The following is an 18,212-nucleotide window of genomic DNA, read 5'->3' as shown; positions in this document are numbered from 1 at the left end:
CCCGCGCCCGCAGGTCGAACCACCGCCTGCGGTCACTCGACGGCGACAGCCCGCCGACCTGGGTCGCAGTGGGGTCGGCTGCGAAGAATTTCCGCACGCCCGCGAGCCCGGAGACTGTTAGGGTTCGGGGGTACATTTGCACAGTCCGGACCTGGACACGGGGGATGATCGGTCCGGGACATCTATTCGGAGTGTGTCATGTCCTTCTTGAACCGCCTTGTCTCCCACGCTACTTCACTGAGCAAATTGATGGACAAGGCACCACAGTGGCGCGAACAGCTGATGGCCAAGCGCAACGATCTGCGCGGCGGCTCCTTCCGGGACGCCACCATGGGCATCTGCGCACTGGTCGCCGCGGCGGACGGCAGCATCGATCCGTCGGAGAAGATGCGGGTCGCGCAGACCATCGGCGCGGATCCGATCCTGCAGCACTTCCCCACCGACGATCTGCGGAACCTGTTCGAGGACAACTGCAATCGGATCACCATGGATCCGGCGTTCGGCCGCGCCTACGTCATGCAGCAGATCGCGAAGGTCACCGATAAGCCCACCGAGGCCCGTGCCGTGGTGCAGATCGGCATCATGATCGGCAATGCCGACGGCAATTTCGACGCGCACGAGGTCGCGGCGGTCAAAGAGGTCTGCCAGGTGCTGCATCTGGACCCGCAGGAGTTCGGGCTCTGATCCGCAGCCGCGGGTAGGCCGCACACGCTTGTGCCCCCTGCGGAATCGCAAGGGGCACGAACGGGTTCGGAGCGTGCGCCCGGATGAATGGTCCGGAATCACATCCGAACGGTCCGGACCACATCGAGGGCGGACCTCGAACCCGGCTCCTGTCGAGCGAGTCGGCACCCGCCCCGGGCAGGGCCGGTCGGTGCTACATGTCGAGGCCGAGGTCCAGCACGGTGACCGAATGGGTGAGCGCGCCCACGGCCAGGTAGTCCACGCCGGTGCGGGCGTAGTCGGTGGCCTGATCCAGCGAAAGCCCGCCCGAGGATTCGAGTTTCGTGCGCGGCGAACGAGTGTTGCGGCGTTGCACCGCGGCCTGGGTCGCCCAGAGCGGGAAGTTGTCCAGCAGGACCAGTTCCACGTCCTCGGCCAGCACCGCGTCGAGCTGTTCGAGACTGTCCACCTCGACCTCGCACTCGATGTTCGGATCGAGTGCGCGGACCGCGCGCAGGGCGGCGACCACGGATCCGGCCGCGACCACGTGATTGTCCTTGATCAGCGCGGCATCGCCGAGGCCCATGCGGTGATTGACGCCGCCGCCGACCCGCACCGCGTACTTCTGCAGCGCGCGCAGACCGGGAAGGGTCTTGCGGCTGTCGCGAATTCGGCACTCCGTGCCCTGCACCGCGTCCACCCAGGCCGAGGTCGCGGTGGCGATGCCGGACAGATGACAGACCAGGTTCAACAGGGTGCGCTCGGCGGTGAGCAGGCCGCGCGTCGGCGCGACGAAGCGCATGACGATGTCACCGGGCTGCACGCGGGTCCCGTCGGCCACCCGCTCGGTGACCTCGTAGTTGCCCGCGCCGAGCACCTCGTCCAGAACCAGCAGGCCGACATCGAGTCCGGCGACGGTGCCGATCTGCCGAGAACCCATGGCCGCCTTGGCGATCGCGTCGTCCGGGACCGTGGCCAGGGTGGTGATGTCGGGCCCGTAGCGCAGGTCCTCCTGCAGCGCCCGGCGGATGAGCGCGAGGACTTCGTCGCGGTCGATTCCGGTGTCGAGGGCCATCACTGCACTCCTTCTTCGATGAAACGAACTGGCAACGATACGAACTCCGGCTGTTCCCGGACGGCGATGCCGTGATGCACCCGCGCGCGTGGAACAGGGTGGCCGGGGCGGGTACTCACGCCGCGAGCGCCGGTGCGGCACCGGGCGGGCGAACTGATCCACGGGGCGACATCGCTCGTTGATGCCGTCAACGCCGGTGCGCCGATCATGGCGCGACGGGGGCGGTCGAGCGGGACCACGACACGTGGATATCGGTTCCGGCGGGAAGCAATTGCGGCCGGCCGTTCGGTCCCAGGCGGACGGCGGTGCTGCGGTGCAGCTCCTCGCGCGGGTCCGGATGGTCCGAACGGGTATGGCAGCCCCGGCTTTCGGTGCGGGCGGCCGCGGCCAGCAACAGGGTGCGTGCGGTGAGGGTGAGCGCGGAATCCTCGAGATCCCGGATCACCGCCGCCGAGTCGACCCGATCGGTGTCGACGGCGGCAGCCGCGTCCGAGAGCAGCCCCACCAGGCGCAGCACCGCTGCACGCATGCCGTCACCGTCACGGACCACCGAGGCGTGCTCGGTCATCAACTCCTGCAGCAGTTTCCGGTCCGCACGAGGATGCCGGACCGGCGCGATCCCGGTGACCCGCGCCGCCTCGCCGAGACGTTCGGCCGCTGTCGCACCGACCCGCTCTCCGACCACGAGACCTTCCAGCAGGCTGTTGGAGGCGAGCCGGTTGGCTCCGTGCAGGCCGGTGCGGGCGACCTCGCCCGCGGCGTAGAGGCCGGGAACCGTTGTGCGCCCGTGGGTATCGGTGAGCACGCCGCCGCACTGGTAGTGCGCGGCCGGGGCCACCGGGATGAGATCGGTGCGCGGATCGATGCCGACCGCGCCACACGAGGCGGTGATCGTCGGAAACCGCTGCGGGAAACCGTCGATCGCTCGGGCGTCGAGGTAGACATGGTCGGTCCCGAGCGTGCGCATCCTGGCCGCGATCGCCCGCGACACCACATCGCGTGGCGCCAGGTCACCGCGCGGATGCACCCCCGCGGTCACCGAATCACCCTCGGAGTCCACGAGAATCGCGCCCTCGCCGCGCACGGCCTCGCTGATCAGGGGTCGCCGCCCCAGCCCGCCGGGGGTGAACAGCACGGTGGGATGGAACTGCACGAACTCCAGATCCGAGACCAGCGCCCCGGCCCGCAGGGCCAGCGCGATCCCGTCGGCGGTAGCGCCGGCGGGGTTGGTGCTGCACGCGTACAACTGCCCCAGACCACCGGTCGCCAGCAGCACCGCCGGTGCGTGCACGATCCCGAAACCCTTCTCGGACACCGCAACCACGCCGCGCACGCCGTCGGGACCGGTGATGATCTCCACCACGGCCGCGCCGAACAGCACCGGAAGTCCGGCGGCGTTCAAGGCCCGCTGGACCTCCGCGCCGGTGGCGTCACCGCCCGCGTGAATGATCCGACGCGTGCTGTGCCCGCCCTCGCGAGTGCGGGAGACCTCCCCGTCTCGTCCGTGATCGAACACCGCGCCCAGATCGGTCAGCGCCGCGACGGCGTCCACGCCGCCTTCGACGATGGACCGCACCGCGCCGGGATCACACAGTCCGGCCCCTGCGACCACAGTGTCCTGCACATGCGATTCCACCGAATCCCCGTGTGGCGCAACCACGGCGATCCCGCCCTGGGCGTACTGCGTGGAGGTGTCGGTGGGCCCGCCCTTGCTCAGGGTGAGCACTCTCAACCCTCGCCGAGAAGCGGTACGCGCGGCGGTCAGCCCTGCGACTCCGCCGCCGACAACCACCAGATCCGCGTCGAATTCCCACGCGATGGACAAAGTCGTGTTCACTTCTCATCACCTCTCGAGGTGGCTGCCGCGTCCCCGCCCGATCGCCCGGCGCCTGGCATGCTCGGGGCATGGCCGAGGGCATCGAACACGAAGCCGCCCGGCAGGACAGCTTCCGATATCGCGCGACCCGGGTGCGCAAGCTCTGACGCGAGCTCGCTTCCCGATGTCGCCGCCCCGTTGCGGGGCATGGTCACTCTCCGCCGCCGGGGTTGCCGATCTCGATCATGCGCTGGACGGAACCGCGTGCCAGTTCGGCGGTTTCGAGGTCGACGTGCACCTCATCGCGGTTCTCCACCAGGCAGCGCAGCAGGGCGGCCGGGGTGATCATCTTCATGTAGGCGCACGAGGCGCGATCGTTCACGGCCTGGAAGTCGATGCCGGGGGCCGCTTTACGCAGCTGGTGCAGCATGCCGACCTCGGTGGCGACCAACACCTGCTTGGACTTTGCCGCCTTGGCGGCGTCGATCATGCCGCCGGTCGAGAGGATGTGCACCCGATCGGCAGGGAACTCCCCTGCCCCCGCGAGGTACAGCGCCGAGGTGGCGCAGCCGCATTCGGGGTGCACGAAGAGTTCGGCATCGGGGTGGGTGCGGGCCTGCTCGTTGAGCTCGTCACCGTTGATACCGGCGTGGACGTGGCACTCGCCCATCCAGATGTGCATGTTCTCGCGGCCGGTGATGCGCTTGACGTGCGCGCCCAGGAACTGGTCCGGCAGGAACAGCACCTCGCGGTCGGGGTCGATCGAGGCGACCACGTCCACCGCGTTGGAGGAGGTGCAGCAGATGTCGGTGAGCGCCTTCACCGCGGCGGTGGTGTTCACGTACGACACCACCACGGCGTCCGGGTACTCGTCCTTCCACGCCCGCAGATCCGCCGCGGTGATGGAGTCGGCCAGCGAGCAGCCGGCGCGCTGATCGGGGATCAGCACGGTCTTGGAGGGGCTGAGGATCTTGGCCGTCTCGGCCATGAAGTGCACACCGCAGAAGACGATGGTGTCCTCGGGCGCCTCGGCGGCGATCCGGGACAGCGCGAGGGAGTCGCCGACGTGGTCGGCGATGTCCTGAATCTCGGGGAGCTGATAGTTGTGCGCCAGGATGGTCGCGTTGCGCTCGCGCGCCAATCGCTTGATCTCCTGCGCCCACTCGGGGGTGGCATCGACGCCACCGAAACCCGACGGCCCGTCGACGATGCGCTCGGTGAGCGAGATCGTCGCACCTGGTGCAGCCATGGCTGGCTCCTTCTCTCATGCGACCGGCCACTTCGCCGATTCGCATCCAATCGGTTTTCGACTTAGAATCGAAAACGTGGCCCATCGTAGCACTATCCACGAAACGCTCACCGCCGTGTTCCAGGTTCGTCGCTTCCCGTCCACCATCACCGCAGGTGGAGACGCTTCGATACCGCCGGAAACGGCGATCGCCCGGCGTTGCCCGCCCGATCAGCGGACCGAACTCGCGGTGCTGCTGTGGGAGCGCGCCCTGGACCCGGCCAAGGGCACCTGGTCGCTCCCCGGCGGAAAACTGCGGGATCTGGAGGATCTGGACACCTCGGCGGCGCGGCAGCTGGCCGAGAAGGTCGACGTCCGGGAGCTCACCCATCTCGAACAGCTCTCGGTCTTCAGCGATCCGCACCGGGTGCCCGGGGATCGCCGGATCGCCTCGGCCTATCTGGGTTTGGTGCCGCTGACCGCCGAACCGGTGCTGCCGCCCGACACCCGCTGGCATCCGGTATCGGCACTGCCGCACATGTCCTTCGATCACGGCATCGTGGTGGACCACGCCCGAAACCGCCTGGCCGCCAAGCTTTCCTACACGAACATGGCGTTCGCACTTGCCCCGGACCGCTTCACCATGTCCACGCTGCGTGAAATCTACTGCGCGGCATTGGGATACGACGTGGACACCACCAACCTGCAGCGAGTCCTGACCCGCCGCAAGGTGATCATGCCGACCGGCGCGACCAACTCCCCCGGCCGCACCGGCGGACGACCCGCTGCCGTGTACCGCTTCACCGATTCCGAGATCCGGGTGACCGACGAATTCGCGGCACTTCGACCGCCCAGCTGAGGTACCGACCGGGTGAGTTCCGTCGAGTCGGCCGGGCACCGACACAACCCGAGAGCCACGCTGCCACGCCTCGCGGGGTCTGTTCGAGTTCACGGCTCCGTAGACCGAGGGCCGCACGAACCGCGCGGTCCCCTCGGCCGCGCGTGATCAATCCTGTTCGCGGCGGCGGTGTTTGGTGGTGCGACGGTAGCGACGACCGCTCGGGATGGGCTGTGCGGCATTGGAGCGGCGCAGCTCGTGGCGCTGGCGCCAGGCGAGGAGATCCGGCCGCTCCGCCTCGGTGGCGTTCGGCGTGTTCTCGGTGCGTGTCTCGGCCCTCATCGCCGCCCCCCTCCGTGCAGAAAGTACCCGTGTCCGTGCATGTCAACGCGCAACGGTAGCCGGATAGTCCGGCGGGCTCCAGCGAATTTCGCGGGAGCCCGGATGGGGGTCGAGACGGCGGGAACGGAGTGTCGGCGAGGTGGTGGTGACCCGTCACCGAGATGGGTCGAGGCGCTCCGGGCGAAGGCTCAGCGGTCCGGGTCGGACTCCGGCTCGCCGGGGGCCTGGAACGGAACCACCGGATCCTGGCGGACATAGCCCTGCGGCGCCCCCGGATACGGGCCGTAACTGATCTCCGAACCGAACTGGCCGGGTCCCGCGGCGTTCTCGGGATCCGCACCGAACGGCGCGCGATGGCCGCTGCCCAGATCGTCCGAGGTGCTCAGCGCCGTCATGATCAAGATCGCCAGCGCGGCGAACAGCGGCTGCACGATCAGCACCGACAGACCGTCGATGGTCGGCGCGAATTCGACGATCGAGTGGATCGCCGGATGCGCGGGGCGCGCGTGCAATTGCTCGGCTACCGCCTCGCCGACCAGCCGCGCCACCACGGTGCCGGCACCCGAGCCGAGCAGCAGCCCGATCAGCAGCAGCGGTCCGCGCGCCCGGCGCCAGCGCCAGGTGGCGGCCGCGGTCAGCACGCCGAGCACGATGCCGGTCAGCACGAAGATGGCGAGCGAGTCGAAGCGGTGCGCGCTCTCCCCCGTCAGCGCGGAGCCGCGATCGGGCTCCACCACCAGAAGTTGTTCGGCGGGAGCCAGATACGCCCACACCACTCCCGCCAGCGCGCTGACGGCGACGACCGACACGAAAACGATTCCGGCGGCGCGCACTTCGCGCAGCAGCGGTCCGCCCTGCCGACGCGGCAGGTCGGTGGCGGCGAACGCGGTTGCCACTAGCGGTGTTCCAGGCTCTTGGAGTCGAGCACACCGTGACGTGAGCATTTGGCCCACCAGCCGTCCGGGCTCACCTGCACGATCATGCGGCGACCGCACTGCTCGCAGAAGCGCGGCGGCTCCAAACCCAGTGCGGCGGCGGCCGGTACGGCGTCGTCCAGGCCCGGCACGATGCGCTTGCCCGTGAACGGGTTGTAGCGCTCCTCTATCTCCACGACCACCTCGTACCCTTTCGCGCGACGCCGTAGGCGATCGCCAGCGGACTCATGTCGACCGACCGCGAAGGGTCGCCGACGGCAGCTTTCGAGCGACCCGCAAGCGATCGCAAGCGGTGTTGTTTCGAGCGACCCGCAAGCGATCGCACACGGCCGAATTCATTGTGCCCCGCCGAGTGCGGCACGCGAGCCGCGCCGGTACCGACACGGTACCGGCTTCGGAGGACTCGCTGATCTCAGAGGGTTTCGTTCAGGGCCTTGATCGGCATGCTGAGCTCGCTGAGCAGATCCAGATCGGACTCGGCGGGTCGGCCCAGGGTGGTGAGGTAGTTGCCGACGATGACGGCGTTGATGCCGCCGAGGATGCCCTGCTTGGCGCCGAGATCGCCGAGGGTGATCTCGCGACCGCCCGCGAAGCGCAGGATGGTGCGCGGCAACGCCAGCCGGAAGGCGGCGACCGCACGCAGCGCGTCGGCGGCGGGCAGCACCTCGAGGTCACCGAAGGGGGTGCCCGGGCGCGGGTTGAGGAAGTTCAGCGGCACCTCGTCCGGCTCCAGCGAGGCCAGATCGGAGGCGAATTCCGCACGCTGCTCCAGGGATTCGCCCATGCCGAGGATGCCGCCGCAGCAGACCTCCATGCCGGCCTCACGCACCATGCGCAGGGTCTCCCAGCGCTCGTCGTAGGTGTGCGTGGTGACCACGTTCGGGAAGTGCGAGCGCGCGGTCTCGAGATTGTGGTTGTAGCGGTGCACGCCCATGGCGGCGAGCTGGTTCACCTGATCCTGATTCAGCATGCCCAGCGAGCAGGCGACCTGGATGTCGACCTCGTTGCGGATGGCCTCGACGCCGGCGGCGACCTGCGCCATGAGGCGCTCGTCCGGGCCGCGAACCGCTGCCACGATGCAGAATTCGGTCGCACCGGTCTTGGCGGTCTGCTTGGCGGCCTCGACCAGGCTGGGGATGTCCAGCCAGGCGGCGCGCACCGGCGACTGGAAAAGGCCGGACTGCGAACAGAAGTGGCAGTCCTCGGGGCAGCCGCCGGTCTTGAGCGAGATGATGCCCTCGACCTCGACCTCGGGGCCGCACCACTTCATGCGCACGTCGTGTGCGAGACCGAGCAGTTCCTCGAGCCGGTCGTCGCCGAGGCGCAGCACCTCGAGGGTCTGCTCCCGGGTCAGGCCGACGCCGCCCTCGAGCACCTGCTCACGAGCGATCGCGAGAATGTCTTCGCCGGTGGCGGCGGCTGCGTCGGAGCTGACGGTGGCCTGGGTCATGACGTACGAATCCCTTCGTCCGGCCGGTGTGGCCGAGCAACTTGAACGGTGTTCAGGGTAGGCTAGCAGCCGAGAACGTGAGCCGGAACACGAGAGGTCGGATTTTTCAGTGCAACTCCACAGCACCGATGTGGTCGACGGCGCGATCGCCATTCTCGACCAGTACGGACTCGCGGATCTGACCATGCGGCGGCTCGCAGGTTCACTGCACGTGCAGCCCGGTGCGCTGTACTGGCACTTCCCGAACAAGCAGGCGCTGCTCGGCGCGGTGGCGGACCGCATCCTCGCTCCCATGGAGGACACCCTCGACTCCGACGAATGGTCCGGCCAGATCAGCGAATTGGCGCACCGCCTGCGAAGTTGCCTGCTCGCGTACCGCGACGGCGCCGAACTGGTGTCGGCCACCTACGCCTCCCGCCTGACCACCAGCAAGGGCCGCGAGCGTCTGGCCAGTGCCGCCATTCGCGCCGGAATGACCAGGGAGGAAGCCGATCTCGCGGCCTACACCCTGCTCTACTACGTGCTGGGCCAGACCGTCGACGAGCAGTCCCGCATCCAGATGGACTCCGCGGGCGCACTGACGGAAGAGAATTCGCCGCTGTACGACACCACGGACGCCACCTCGCGTTTCGATTTCGGCCTGCAACTCTTCATCAGTGGCGTGCGTCACCTGCTCGGCACCCGCGTCCGCTGAACTCGGGACGATCGAAAGCCATTGGGCGAGCGCGAAACCCGTCCAGGATGGTTACCGGCTACATCTCGCGTTCGGTGAAACTCGCGCGCGCATTCGCTTCGGATCTCGGCATTGCATCGGCCGACCCAACTCCCTCCCGAGTCTCCCCCACCGCTCCCTCCCGAGTCTCCCCCACCGCCTGACTACCGCAGTGCGAATCCCGGACCCCGACACGCTCGCCGCGGCCCTCAGCGCCCGGCCGCCGAGGCGCGCTCGGTGGACTCGCGCTCGACCTGCCGCACGAACGGAACCACCTGCTGTGCGATGACGGTGTTGTACTCCCGGGGCCGCTGAATGGGATTGGCGTGCGCGGTGGTGCGGGTCAGGACCACCAGCAGCCTGCCGTTCACGCCGCCGACCTGCTCGATGAGCACCCGATGCGAATACTCCACGTCCACGATCGGATCCCGATACGCGTCGTGCGGTCGGATGAACACGATGGCCGGACGTGCCTTGCCCAGCGCGGGTTTGGCCAGGGCGTCCAGATCGTCGATGGCGCCACCGGCCACGATCGCCTTGAACTGGGCCTCGATCAGCCCGTTGCTGGCGGTGTCGGAATTGAGGATCTTGTCGCGCAGCACCTGCCTGACCGAATACCGGAACCGATCGCCGCGGATCCCGTACTTCCCGCCGCCGGTGTAATTCTCGTGCCGGGCATACATTTCGACGATGAAGCGCAGCACCCGGCTCTCACGGGCCCCGGGTATCCAGCCCATCCAGCGCTGCATCTCCTCGCCTTGATCACGGCTCTCCGGTCGCACCGCGTGCAGATCGACCGGCGTGCAATCCAGCAGTACCGCAAGGACTTTGCGGTCGCTGCCGGTGTGCAGGTGTTTGGCGATCTCCAGGGCGATCACCCCGCCCATACTGTGCCCGGACAGGATCACGTTGGGTGTGTGCGAGGCGACCGCGACCTTCACGATCAGATCGGCGATCACCTTGGTGTCGATGCCGGCGTTGTCGTACCGCACCGCCCACACCGATCCGAGTTTCCTCAGCGCGGGCAGCGCTCGGGCGGTATCGCTCGCGTCCAGCACGCCGAGCCCGACCAGATCGAACACGGCGGTATCGGTGGCTTCGGGATCGGACGGTCCCGCGATGGGCAGCACCGCCGGTTCGGTGCGGGCGAGCCGGTCCCGCTCGGGCATCACGTCCCAGGCCAGATATTGCGCGAAGATCCCCAGCAACACCACCGGAATCAGCGCGGCGCGCAGCAGCGTCCGTCGAGTTCGCCGCCACCGCACCCAGTCGTGCCCGAGCCGCGTAGCGCGCAGGCGAGCGCGCCGCCGCTCATCGTCGTACTGGGCGGCCGTGGACGGATTCGGAAAATCCGGCAGGGCCATACCAAACCACTGTAAGCATCCGCCGGACGGATTTCAGCCGTCCGACTGCCGTTGCGCTGCCTCTGCGAGGTCCGCCGACTCGGCCGGGGACAGGCGAAAGCCCAGCTCGACGTCCTCGGAGGAGATGCCCGGGGGCAGACTGTCGTGCTGCGCGACGGCTCGCGTCTACCGAGTAAGTCGGCCAGGGTACGGGTGATCATCTCGCCCCGCAGCGCGGAATTCTCGGTCTCGAACTCGGCGCGCCGCACGACTTCCCGATCCGGGTCGAGCCCGGCGAGCGTCCCGTGGACAGTGTCGGTGTGCGGGGTCGTCTTTCTCGCCGCGGTGAGCAGGTGAGCGAGATGTGGAACCGCGCGGCGAGTTGCCACCGAACCCCGAGAGCGAGGCCGATCCGGGGAAGCTCGATCCCGCGCTCAGCCGTGCGGGTGCAGGTGGCGGGCCGACCATTCGGGGTCGAACCATCCCGGGGCCGCGTCGCTGAATTCCGCGCCGGACCAGCGGCCCACCCCGGAGGGGAGGGTGCCGACGATGTCCACGCCGGTGACGGCGGGGAGATCGGTGCGGTTGCATTCCGAGGCCAGGTCCGGGGTTTCGGGCCAGGAGCCGATCACCAGACCGGCGCAGCGCACCCCGGCGGCGTGCAGGGTGCGGGTGGTGAGTTCGGTGTGGTTGAGGGTGCCGAGCCCGGCCGCGGTGACCAGCAGGACCGGGGCGTCGAGCTTCTGGGCCAGGTCGAGCAGGGTGAATTCGCCCATCCGGACCAGCAGGCCGCCCGCGCCTTCGACCAGAACCAGGTCGGCATCGGCGCAGGAGTCGATGGCCGCGGCGGTTTCGGCGAGAGTGAGCAGGGGTGCGCCGCAGCGGCGGGCCGCGGTGTCGGGGGCCAGCGGATCGGGGTAGCGGGCCAGCTCGAGGGTGCGACTCACGCCGGACAGGCGCTCGATCTCGCTCAGGTCGCCGGGTTCTCCCGGGCCCATGCCGGTCTGGGCGGGTTTGCACACGGCCACGTGCGCGCCGGCCGCGCGGGCGGTGGCGGCGAGGGCGGCGGTGACGATGGTCTTGCCGACATCGGTGGAGGTGCCGGTGACGAACAGCAGGCTCATGCCGAAACCGCCTGGCGGGTGCGGGCGTGCGCGAGCACTTCGCCGAGAACCGTTGCGATGGTGGCCAGTTCGGCCTCGGTCAGGTTGGCGCGCGCGGTCAGGCGCAGGCGTGAGGTGCCCTCCGGCACCGACGGCGGACGGAAGCAGCCGACGCTGAGACCGCGGGCGCGGCAGGCCTGGGCGGCGTCGTACGCGACCTGCGCCTCCCCCAGCACGACCGACACGACAGCCGAATCCGGCTGTGCCACACCGGCGATGCGCGCCAGATCGGCGGCGCGATCCAGCACCCGGGTGGCCAGTTCCGGTTCCCGGCGCAGGATCGCGAGCGCGGCGCGCGCGGCGCCCACGGCGGCGGGGGCCAGGCCGGTATCGAAGATGAAGGTGCGGGCCGAGTCGATGAGATGGGCGCGCACCCGTTCGCTCGCCAGCACCACACCGCCCTGTGCGGCAAAGCCTTTGGACAGCGTCGCGGTGATCACCAGATCGGGTTCGCCCGCCAGACCGGCCTCGTGCACCAGGCCGCGACCGCCCTGGCCGCGCACGCCCAGTCCGTGTGCCTCGTCCACGATCAGCACCGCGCCATTGGCCCGGGTGACGCGATGCAGGTCCGCCAGCGGAGCCAGATCCCCGTCCGCGCTGAAGACCGAATCGGTGAGCACCAGCGCCCGTTCCTCGGCACGCCCGGCCAGCAGGCGGTCCACCGCCTCCACATCGCGGTGTGCGGCGACTTCGACGCGCGCCCTGGACAACCGGCAGGCATCCACCAGCGACGCGTGGCTGCCCGCGTCCGACACCACGAGCGACCCGCGCCCGGCCAGCGCGGTGACGGCGCCCAGGTTCGCGGCGTAGCCGGAGGCGAACACCAGACCCGATTGCGCACCGGCGAATTCGGCGAGCTCACGCTCGAGCAGTTCGTGTTCGGCGGTGGTGCCGGTCACCAGGCGGGACCCGGTCGCGCCGGCGCCCCAGCGGCGCAGTGAGTCGATCGCGCCGTCGATCACCTCGGGGTGGCGCACCAGCCCGAGATAGTCGTTCGAGGCGAGGTCGATGCTCGCGGTCTCGGGGGCCCGCGCGCGCAGCTCCCGGCGCAATCCGGCGTCCACGCGCTCGGCGGCGCGCTCGTCCAACCAACTGAGGGGATCGGCACTACTCACAGCTCGGCAGCATACTTGAACGGCGTTCAGGACGGTACCCGCCCGGTCGGCGGGACTATGCTGGATGGTCTAAGGAGGCTGCGCGATGCCACGATGGGCAATAGTGGTCGAGCAGACGACCGGCTTCGGGGACAGCAAATCCTGGACCCCGAAAGTCATCAGCGAGGTGGTGGGCACCCGCGAACAAGCACTCGCGAAACTGCCCGACCTCGTATCGAAATTCGCCCCCGATCATCCGAAGTTGATCAGCCGCCGCACCATCCTTCGCGACGGCGACACCTTCATGCTGATCGCCCGAGGGTGGTCCGACAGCTACCACTGCGTATTCCGTGTGTGGGAAGTCTTGTCGGACAGCGAGAACGCGGAACGCGTCCGAGAGAAACGCGCCAAATAGCTGACGCACTCGAGCGGCCCGCACGCAGGCGGCCACATCCCAGCGTCACCACCGCACACCCGCCGCGAGCGGCGTCCGGTGGCGACACGGGGCAGCGAGGCCACGAGGCCAGATCGGCACGCGCGAAAAACGGCCGAGACCGCCTCCGCCCCAATCGAACCCGCCCTCCGATGGAAAATCCCGCCGAACCGCTCGTCCCGGAGCAACCTTCCCGCACCGCCTCGCCACCGGCGGCCACCGGCCACGCACCAGTACCGGGTTTCGCGCGATGCTCGCCCGAATGGCATGGGCGATTCCGACATTCGACGCGCATAGCGATTCCCCCGCCCCGCATCGACTCGCCGCCTGGGTGAGGCCGTCGGTTCGGCGGACGACGACAGATACGACGAGTGCACCGTGAGGGTCGAGCCGAGACCACGATGCGACCTCGCGGAGATTCCGGCGCCACGGTCCGCGCCGACTCCTCGCGCGGCGACGCGATCAGGTGGCGGCGGCCGCGACCATGGCGGTGGTGATGCGGGCGACGTCGTCGGTCGTGCTGATGAACGGGGGCATGGTGTAGATCAGGTTGCGGAAGGGGCGGAGCCAGACGCCGGCGTCGACGGCCGCGTGGGTGGCTTTGCGCATGTCGACCGGGTGGTCGAGTTCGATGACGCCGATCGCGCCGTGCACCCGGACCTCGGCGATGCCCGGTAGGTCGCGGGCCGGGGCCAGACCGGTGCGGAGTTCGCCTTCGATGCGGCGCACCTCGGACTGCCAGTCGCGTGCGAGCAGCAGTTCGACCGAGGCGACGGCGACCGCGCAGGCCAGCGGGTTGCCCATGAAGGTGGGCCCGTGCATGAGACCGCCGTGCGAGCGGCTGATGGTTTCGGCGATCTCGGTGGTGCACAGCGCGGCGGCGAGGGTCAGGTAGCCGCCGGTGAGGGCCTTGCCCACGCACATGACATCGGGGGTGACCCCGGCGGCGTCGGCGGCGAAAAACGTTCCGGTGCGGCCGAATCCGGTGGCGATCTCGTCGAACACCAGCAGCACGCCGTGCTCGTCGCAGATCCGGCGCAGATCCGCCAGGTAGCGCGGATCGTGGAAGCGCATACCGCCCGCGCCCTGCACCACCGGCTCCACGATGACCGCGGCCAATTCGTGCGCGTGCGCGGCGATTCGGCTCTCGAGATCCCAGACGTACTCGAGCTCATAGTCTTTCGGCGGCGCGGGCACGAAGAGCTGTTCCGCGAGAATATCGGTCCACAGCGCGTGCATGCCGCCCTCGGGATCGCACACGCTCATCGGGGTGAAGGTGTCGCCGTGATAGCCGCCCCGCCAGGTGAGCAGACGGTGCTTGCCGGGACGCCCGGCCGCCCGCTGGTACTGCAGGCACATCTTCACCGCGACCTCGACCGACACCGAACCGGAGTCGCACAGGAACACCTTGTCCAGCCCCGCGGGAGTGAGTTCCACGAGCAGTTGCGAGAGCCGCGCCGCCGGTTCGTGGGTGAGCCCGCCGAACATGACGTGACTCATCCGCCGCGACTGCGCGAGCAATGCCGCGTCCAGCACCGGATGCTGATACCCGTGCACCGCGGCCCACCAGGAGCTCATGCCGTCGACGAGTTCACGACCGTCGGCGAGGGTGAGCCGGGTTCCGGCGGCGGAGGCTACGACGAGCGGCTCTGTGGTGGCCGGGAAGCCGCCGTACGGATGCCATACGTGCGCCGCGTCGATGGCGGTGATCTCTTCGGGAGCCAATGCCACGGGACTTCCTTCGGGGGCTGCGAACCCTGTCGCGGATGCCACCGGAACAGGCTTGAACGCCGTTCAAGTTACCACCGGAACAGCCGCTCGGGCCATGCGGGCCGGAATTCACCGAATAGGCCAGAACCGGCCCTGGACCGGCCGCACAGCGCGTACCTTTGACTCCGTCAAAGGATTGGAGCAGCGATGACACCCCACGCGCCCGGAACCAGCCCGACCGAGACACCGCCCTCGGCCGAGGCACGACCCGCACCGGCCGCCCACTCCGTCGACATCCGGCACATCGACGCGGTTCGCGCCTTCAACCGGCATTACACCCGCATCATCGGCGTGCTGCGCAGCGGTCTGCTCGGGACCGAATTCTCCCTCACCGAAGCGCGAATCCTGTTCGAACTGGCCAATTTCGGCCCGGCCGAAGTGGTCGGACTGCGCCGCGCCCTGGATCTGGACGCCGGTTACCTCAGCCGAATCCTGGCCAAGTTCGAGGGCCGCGCCCTGGTCGCGCGGCGGCGCTCCGACGTCGACGGCCGCCGCCAGGTCGTCGAACTCACGGGAGCGGGCCGCACCGCCTTCGCCGAACTCGACGAACGCACCCAGCGCGATATCGGCCGGTTGCTCGGCCCGCACTCCCCCGCGACCCGCGCCCACCTGATCGGCGCGATGCACACCATCGAGCGGATCCTCGACGCCCCCGCCGCCGCGGACACCACCGCGGTGACCCTGCGCGCCCCGCGCCCCGGCGACCACGGCTGGGTGATCCAGCGCAACGGCGCGATCTACGCCGAGGAGTTCGGCTGGACCCGCGACTACGAGGCGCTGGTCGCGCGCATCGTCGCCGATTTCCTCGATTCCCATGACCCGCAACGAGAACGGGCCTGGATCGCCGAGCACGACAGCGTGCCGGTCGGCTCGGTCTTCTGCATGCGCGAGAGCGACACCACCGCCCGGCTGCGGGTGCTGCTGGTGGAGCCCTCGGTCCGCGGACTGGGGGTGGGCAGCGCGCTCGTGACCGAATGCGTGCGCTTCGCGGCGAGCGCCGGCTACCGCGAGATCGTGCTGTGGACGACCGCCACCCAGGTCGCCGCGCGCCGAATCTACGAGCGTGCGGGATTCCAACTGGTGCAGGAGGATCCGCAGCACCTGTTCGGCCACGACCTGCTCGGTCAGCAATGGCGGCGCGAACTCGCGTGAGTGTACGAATAGTCCGTATTTCGGCCGATGCCCGGGCACCGGAATCCAGGCTCGGCCGGGACCGATAGGGTCTGGGCATGGCTCCCGCAACCCCGATCACCGCACCACCGGGTGTGTGGCCGGGGACCGCCTATCCGCTGGGCGCCACCTACGACGGCGCGGGCACCAATTTCTCGCTGTTCTCCGAGGTGGCCCGGCGGGTCGAACTGTGCCTGATCGACGAGGAGAACCGCGAGACCCGGATCCCGCTGGACGAGGTGGACGGCTACGTCTGGCACGCCTACCTACCCGGCATCTCCCCGGGTCAGCGCTACGGCTTCCGGGTGCACGGCCCCTTCGATCCCGCGCGCGGCCTGCGCTGCGATCCCAGCAAACTGCTGCTGGACCCGTACGGCAAGGGATTCGAGGGCGATTTCGGCGCGGACGTAGCCCCGTACAACCATGGCCGGAACACCCTCGGCCACACCATGACCGGCGTCGTGATCGACCCCTTCTTCGACTGGGCCGGCGATCGCGCGCCCGAACGCCCGTACCACGAGACGGTCATCTACGAGGCGCACGTCAAGGGCATGACCCACACCCATCCGCAAGTCCCGCCGCGGCTGCGCGGCACCTTCGCGGGCATGGCGCATCCCGCGATCATCGAGCACCTGGTGCGCCTGGGCATCACCGCGATCGAACTCATGCCGGTGCACCAGTTCCTGCACGATCGCATCCTGCTGGATCGCGGACTGCGAAACTACTGGGGGTACAACAGTTTCGGTTACTTCGCCCCGCACCGCGAATACGCCGCGAGCAAGACCCCGGGCGCGGCGGTCACCGAATTCAAGGCCATGGTGCGCGCCTTCCACGCGGCGGGCATCGAGGTCATCCTGGACGTGGTCTACAACCACACCGCCGAGGGCAACGAGTTCGGTCCCACGCTCTCCTTCCGGGGTATCGACAATGCCGCGTATTACCGTCTGGTGGACGATGATCCGCAGCACTACATGGATTACACCGGCACCGGCAACAGCCTCAACGTGCGCCATCCGCACACCCTGCAGCTGATCATGGATTCGCTGCGGTACTGGGTGCTGGAGATGCACGTGGACGGCTTCCGGTTCGATCTCGCGGCAGCGCTCGCCCGGGAACTGCACGACGTGGACCGGCTGTCCACGTTCTTCGATCTGGTGCACCAGGATCCGGTGGTCAGCCAGGTGAAGCTGATCGCCGAACCCTGGGACGTCGGCGAGGGCGGCTATCAGGTCGGGAATTTCCCGGCGGCCTGGACCGAGTGGAACGGCAAATACCGTGACACCGTGCGGGATTACTGGCGCGGGCAACCGGCGGCGTTGGGCGAGTTCGCCTCTCGGCTCACGGGCAGTTCGGATCTGTACGAGACCACCGGCCGCCGCCCCGGCGCGAGCATCAATTTCGTGACCGCGCACGACGGGTTCACCCTCGCGGATCTGGTGTCCTACAACGACAAACACAACGAGGCCAACGGCGAGGGCAATCAGGACGGCGAGACCTGGAACCGCTCCTGGAACTGCGGCGCGGAGGGTCCCACCCACGATCCCGGGGTACTCGAGCTGCGTGCGCGGCAGAGCCGCAATCTGCTGGCCACCCTCATGCTGTCCCAGGGCACCCCGATGCTGTTGCACGGCGACGAGATCGGCCGCACCCAGCAGGGCAACAACAACGTCTACTGCCAAGACTCCGCGCTGTCGTGGATGGACTGGGAGCTCATGCACACCAATTCCGATCTGCTCGAATTCACCCGCCGCGCAGTCGCTTTGCGCGCCGCGCATCCGGTGTTCCGCCGTCGCCGCTTCTTCGACGGCCGGCCCGCGCCGACCCACGACCATCCCGACGACATCGCCTGGTTCACCCCGGGCGGCGCGGCGATGAACGACGCGGACTGGGAGAACGGCTTCACCCGCGCGCTCACGGTCTTCCTCAACGGCGACGGCATCCGGGAACCGGGGCCGCGTGGGGAACGCATCACCGACGATTCCTTCCTACTGTGCTTCAACGCGCACGACGAATCGCTCGCCTTCACCCTGCCCGACGCCGACCACGGAAACTCCTGGTCGGTCAGCCTGGACTGCTCCACCCCGACCGGCGCACCGGCCACCGAGACCGACCATCCGGCCACCGCGACCGTGCAAGTCCCCGCACGCTGCCTGCTCGTCCTGAGACGTACGGCATGATCG

17 protein-coding genes are annotated in these 18,212 nt (G+C 68.9%); 6 read left to right on the top strand and 11 right to left on the bottom strand.

The features are described 5' to 3' along the window. The first annotated feature begins 249 nt into the window (after nt 1-249). Complete coding sequence (locus NJ1_RS21700) at nt 250-684, top strand: tellurite resistance TerB family protein (RefSeq protein WP_157574142.1); 435 nt, start codon at nt 250-252, stop codon at nt 682-684. Nucleotides 685-877: 193 nt separating this feature from the next. Here NJ1_RS21700 and nadC read toward each other — a convergent pair whose 3' ends face one another. The 3 genes from nadC to nadA all read right to left on the bottom strand — a co-directional run bounded on the left by nadC (nt 878) and on the right by nadA (nt 4,803). After that, nucleotides 878-1,738, bottom strand: a complete 861-nt coding sequence (nadC, locus tag NJ1_RS21695) for a carboxylating nicotinate-nucleotide diphosphorylase (protein ID WP_067697336.1) — start codon at nt 1,736-1,738, stop codon at nt 878-880. A 205-nt stretch (nt 1,739-1,943) separates the two neighbouring features. Continuing rightward, complete coding sequence (locus tag NJ1_RS21690; protein WP_067697334.1) at nt 1,944-3,575, bottom strand: L-aspartate oxidase; 1,632 nt, start codon at nt 3,573-3,575, stop codon at nt 1,944-1,946. 190 nt (nt 3,576-3,765) lie between these two features. Beyond that, nucleotides 3,766-4,803 carry a quinolinate synthase NadA gene (nadA, locus tag NJ1_RS21685; RefSeq protein ID WP_067697332.1) on the bottom strand — a complete coding sequence of 346 codons (1,038 nt, stop codon included), beginning with the start codon at nt 4,801-4,803 and terminating at the stop codon, nt 3,766-3,768. Nucleotides 4,804-4,879: 76 nt separating this feature from the next. Between nadA and NJ1_RS21680 the strand changes: the two genes are divergently transcribed. Beyond that, nucleotides 4,880-5,641, top strand: a complete 762-nt coding sequence (locus NJ1_RS21680; RefSeq protein WP_067697330.1) for an NUDIX hydrolase — start codon at nt 4,880-4,882, stop codon at nt 5,639-5,641. Between the two features lie 147 nt (nt 5,642-5,788). On the opposite strand, the gene NJ1_RS39765 is transcribed toward NJ1_RS21680, so the two are convergent. The 4 genes from NJ1_RS39765 to bioB form a co-directional block, all read right to left on the bottom strand. After that, a complete protein-coding gene (locus tag NJ1_RS39765) occupies nt 5,789-5,962 on the bottom strand; it encodes a hypothetical protein (RefSeq protein WP_169813178.1) in 174 nt (57 codons plus the stop codon). A 188-nt stretch (nt 5,963-6,150) separates the two neighbouring features. Beyond that, the gene (locus tag NJ1_RS21675) at nt 6,151-6,858 is read right to left on the bottom strand and encodes a DUF2567 domain-containing protein (RefSeq protein ID WP_067697328.1); all 708 of its coding nucleotides are present in this window, start codon (nt 6,856-6,858) and stop codon (nt 6,151-6,153) included. Then, entirely contained in the window at nt 6,858-7,073 is a 216-nt protein-coding gene (bsaP, locus tag NJ1_RS21670) for a biotin synthase auxiliary protein BsaP (protein WP_169813182.1), read from the bottom strand. Before bsaP ends, NJ1_RS21675 begins: the two co-directional genes overlap by 1 nt. A 236-nt stretch (nt 7,074-7,309) precedes the next feature. After that, nucleotides 7,310-8,347 (bottom strand): biotin synthase BioB, encoded by a 1,038-nt coding sequence (gene bioB, locus NJ1_RS21665; protein ID WP_067697326.1) that lies wholly within the window; start codon nt 8,345-8,347, stop codon nt 7,310-7,312. Nucleotides 8,348-8,456: 109 nt separating this feature from the next. Between bioB and NJ1_RS21660 the strand changes: the two genes are divergently transcribed. After that, the gene (locus NJ1_RS21660) at nt 8,457-9,041 is read left to right on the top strand and encodes a TetR/AcrR family transcriptional regulator C-terminal domain-containing protein (protein ID WP_067697324.1); all 585 of its coding nucleotides are present in this window, start codon (nt 8,457-8,459) and stop codon (nt 9,039-9,041) included. A 227-nt stretch (nt 9,042-9,268) separates the two neighbouring features. On the opposite strand, the gene NJ1_RS21655 is transcribed toward NJ1_RS21660, so the two are convergent. The 3 genes from NJ1_RS21655 to NJ1_RS21645 all read right to left on the bottom strand — a co-directional run bounded on the left by NJ1_RS21655 (nt 9,269) and on the right by NJ1_RS21645 (nt 12,680). Further along, entirely contained in the window at nt 9,269-10,423 is a 1,155-nt protein-coding gene (locus NJ1_RS21655) for an alpha/beta fold hydrolase (protein WP_067697322.1), read from the bottom strand. Nucleotides 10,424-10,836: 413 nt separating this feature from the next. Next, entirely contained in the window at nt 10,837-11,526 is a 690-nt protein-coding gene (gene bioD, locus NJ1_RS21650) for a dethiobiotin synthase (protein ID WP_067697320.1), read from the bottom strand. After that, complete coding sequence (locus NJ1_RS21645) at nt 11,523-12,680, bottom strand: 8-amino-7-oxononanoate synthase (RefSeq protein WP_067697318.1); 1,158 nt, start codon at nt 12,678-12,680, stop codon at nt 11,523-11,525. The genes bioD and NJ1_RS21645 overlap by 4 nt, the downstream gene beginning before the upstream one ends. Before the next feature lie 85 nt (nt 12,681-12,765). Here NJ1_RS21645 and NJ1_RS21640 point away from each other — a divergent pair, with 85 nt between their 5' ends. Then, a complete protein-coding gene (locus NJ1_RS21640) occupies nt 12,766-13,074 on the top strand; it encodes a hypothetical protein (protein WP_157574141.1) in 309 nt (102 codons plus the stop codon). 480 nt (nt 13,075-13,554) lie between these two features. Here the strand turns inward: NJ1_RS21640 and NJ1_RS21635 are convergent, their stop codons facing one another. Further along, entirely contained in the window at nt 13,555-14,823 is a 1,269-nt protein-coding gene (locus NJ1_RS21635) for an adenosylmethionine--8-amino-7-oxononanoate transaminase (protein WP_067697314.1), read from the bottom strand. 186 nt (nt 14,824-15,009) lie between these two features. Here NJ1_RS21635 and NJ1_RS21630 point away from each other — a divergent pair, with 186 nt between their 5' ends. Both NJ1_RS21630 and glgX read left to right on the top strand, forming a co-directional pair. Beyond that, nucleotides 15,010-16,014 (top strand): bifunctional helix-turn-helix transcriptional regulator/GNAT family N-acetyltransferase, encoded by a 1,005-nt coding sequence (locus tag NJ1_RS21630; protein WP_084478601.1) that lies wholly within the window; start codon nt 15,010-15,012, stop codon nt 16,012-16,014. 77 nt (nt 16,015-16,091) lie between these two features. Next, nucleotides 16,092-18,209, top strand: coding sequence for a glycogen debranching protein GlgX (glgX, locus tag NJ1_RS21625; protein WP_067697312.1), 2,118 nt, complete (start codon nt 16,092-16,094; stop codon nt 18,207-18,209). Nucleotides 18,210-18,212: the final 3 nt, after the last annotated feature.

The organism is Nocardia jejuensis NBRC 103114 (assembly GCF_001613145.1).
GTDB lineage: Bacteria > Actinomycetota > Actinomycetes > Mycobacteriales > Mycobacteriaceae > Nocardia > Nocardia jejuensis.
This window is presented reverse-complemented; position numbering and strand designations above follow the sequence as displayed.

Bases quoted from the DNA above. Each gene is read 5' to 3' on its own strand.
- NJ1_RS21700 (WP_157574142.1), top strand. From the start codon at position 250: ATGGACAAGGCACCACAGTGGCGCGAACAGCTGATGGCCAAGCGCAAC.
- nadC (WP_067697336.1), bottom strand. From the start codon at position 1,738: ATGGCCCTCGACACCGGAATCGACCGCGACGAAGTCCTCGCGCTCATC.
- nadA (WP_067697332.1), bottom strand. From the start codon at position 4,803: ATGGCTGCACCAGGTGCGACGATCTCGCTCACCGAGCGCATCGTCGAC.
- NJ1_RS39765 (WP_169813178.1), bottom strand. From the start codon at position 5,962: ATGAGGGCCGAGACACGCACCGAGAACACGCCGAACGCCACCGAGGCG.
- bioB (WP_067697326.1), bottom strand. From the start codon at position 8,347: ATGACCCAGGCCACCGTCAGCTCCGACGCAGCCGCCGCCACCGGCGAA.
- NJ1_RS21655 (WP_067697322.1), bottom strand. From the start codon at position 10,423: ATGGCCCTGCCGGATTTTCCGAATCCGTCCACGGCCGCCCAGTACGAC.
- bioD (WP_067697320.1), bottom strand. From the start codon at position 11,526: ATGAGCCTGCTGTTCGTCACCGGCACCTCCACCGATGTCGGCAAGACC.
- NJ1_RS21640 (WP_157574141.1), top strand. From the start codon at position 12,766: ATGCCACGATGGGCAATAGTGGTCGAGCAGACGACCGGCTTCGGGGAC.
- NJ1_RS21630 (WP_084478601.1), top strand. From the start codon at position 15,010: ATGACACCCCACGCGCCCGGAACCAGCCCGACCGAGACACCGCCCTCG.
- glgX (WP_067697312.1), top strand. From the start codon at position 16,092: ATGGCTCCCGCAACCCCGATCACCGCACCACCGGGTGTGTGGCCGGGG.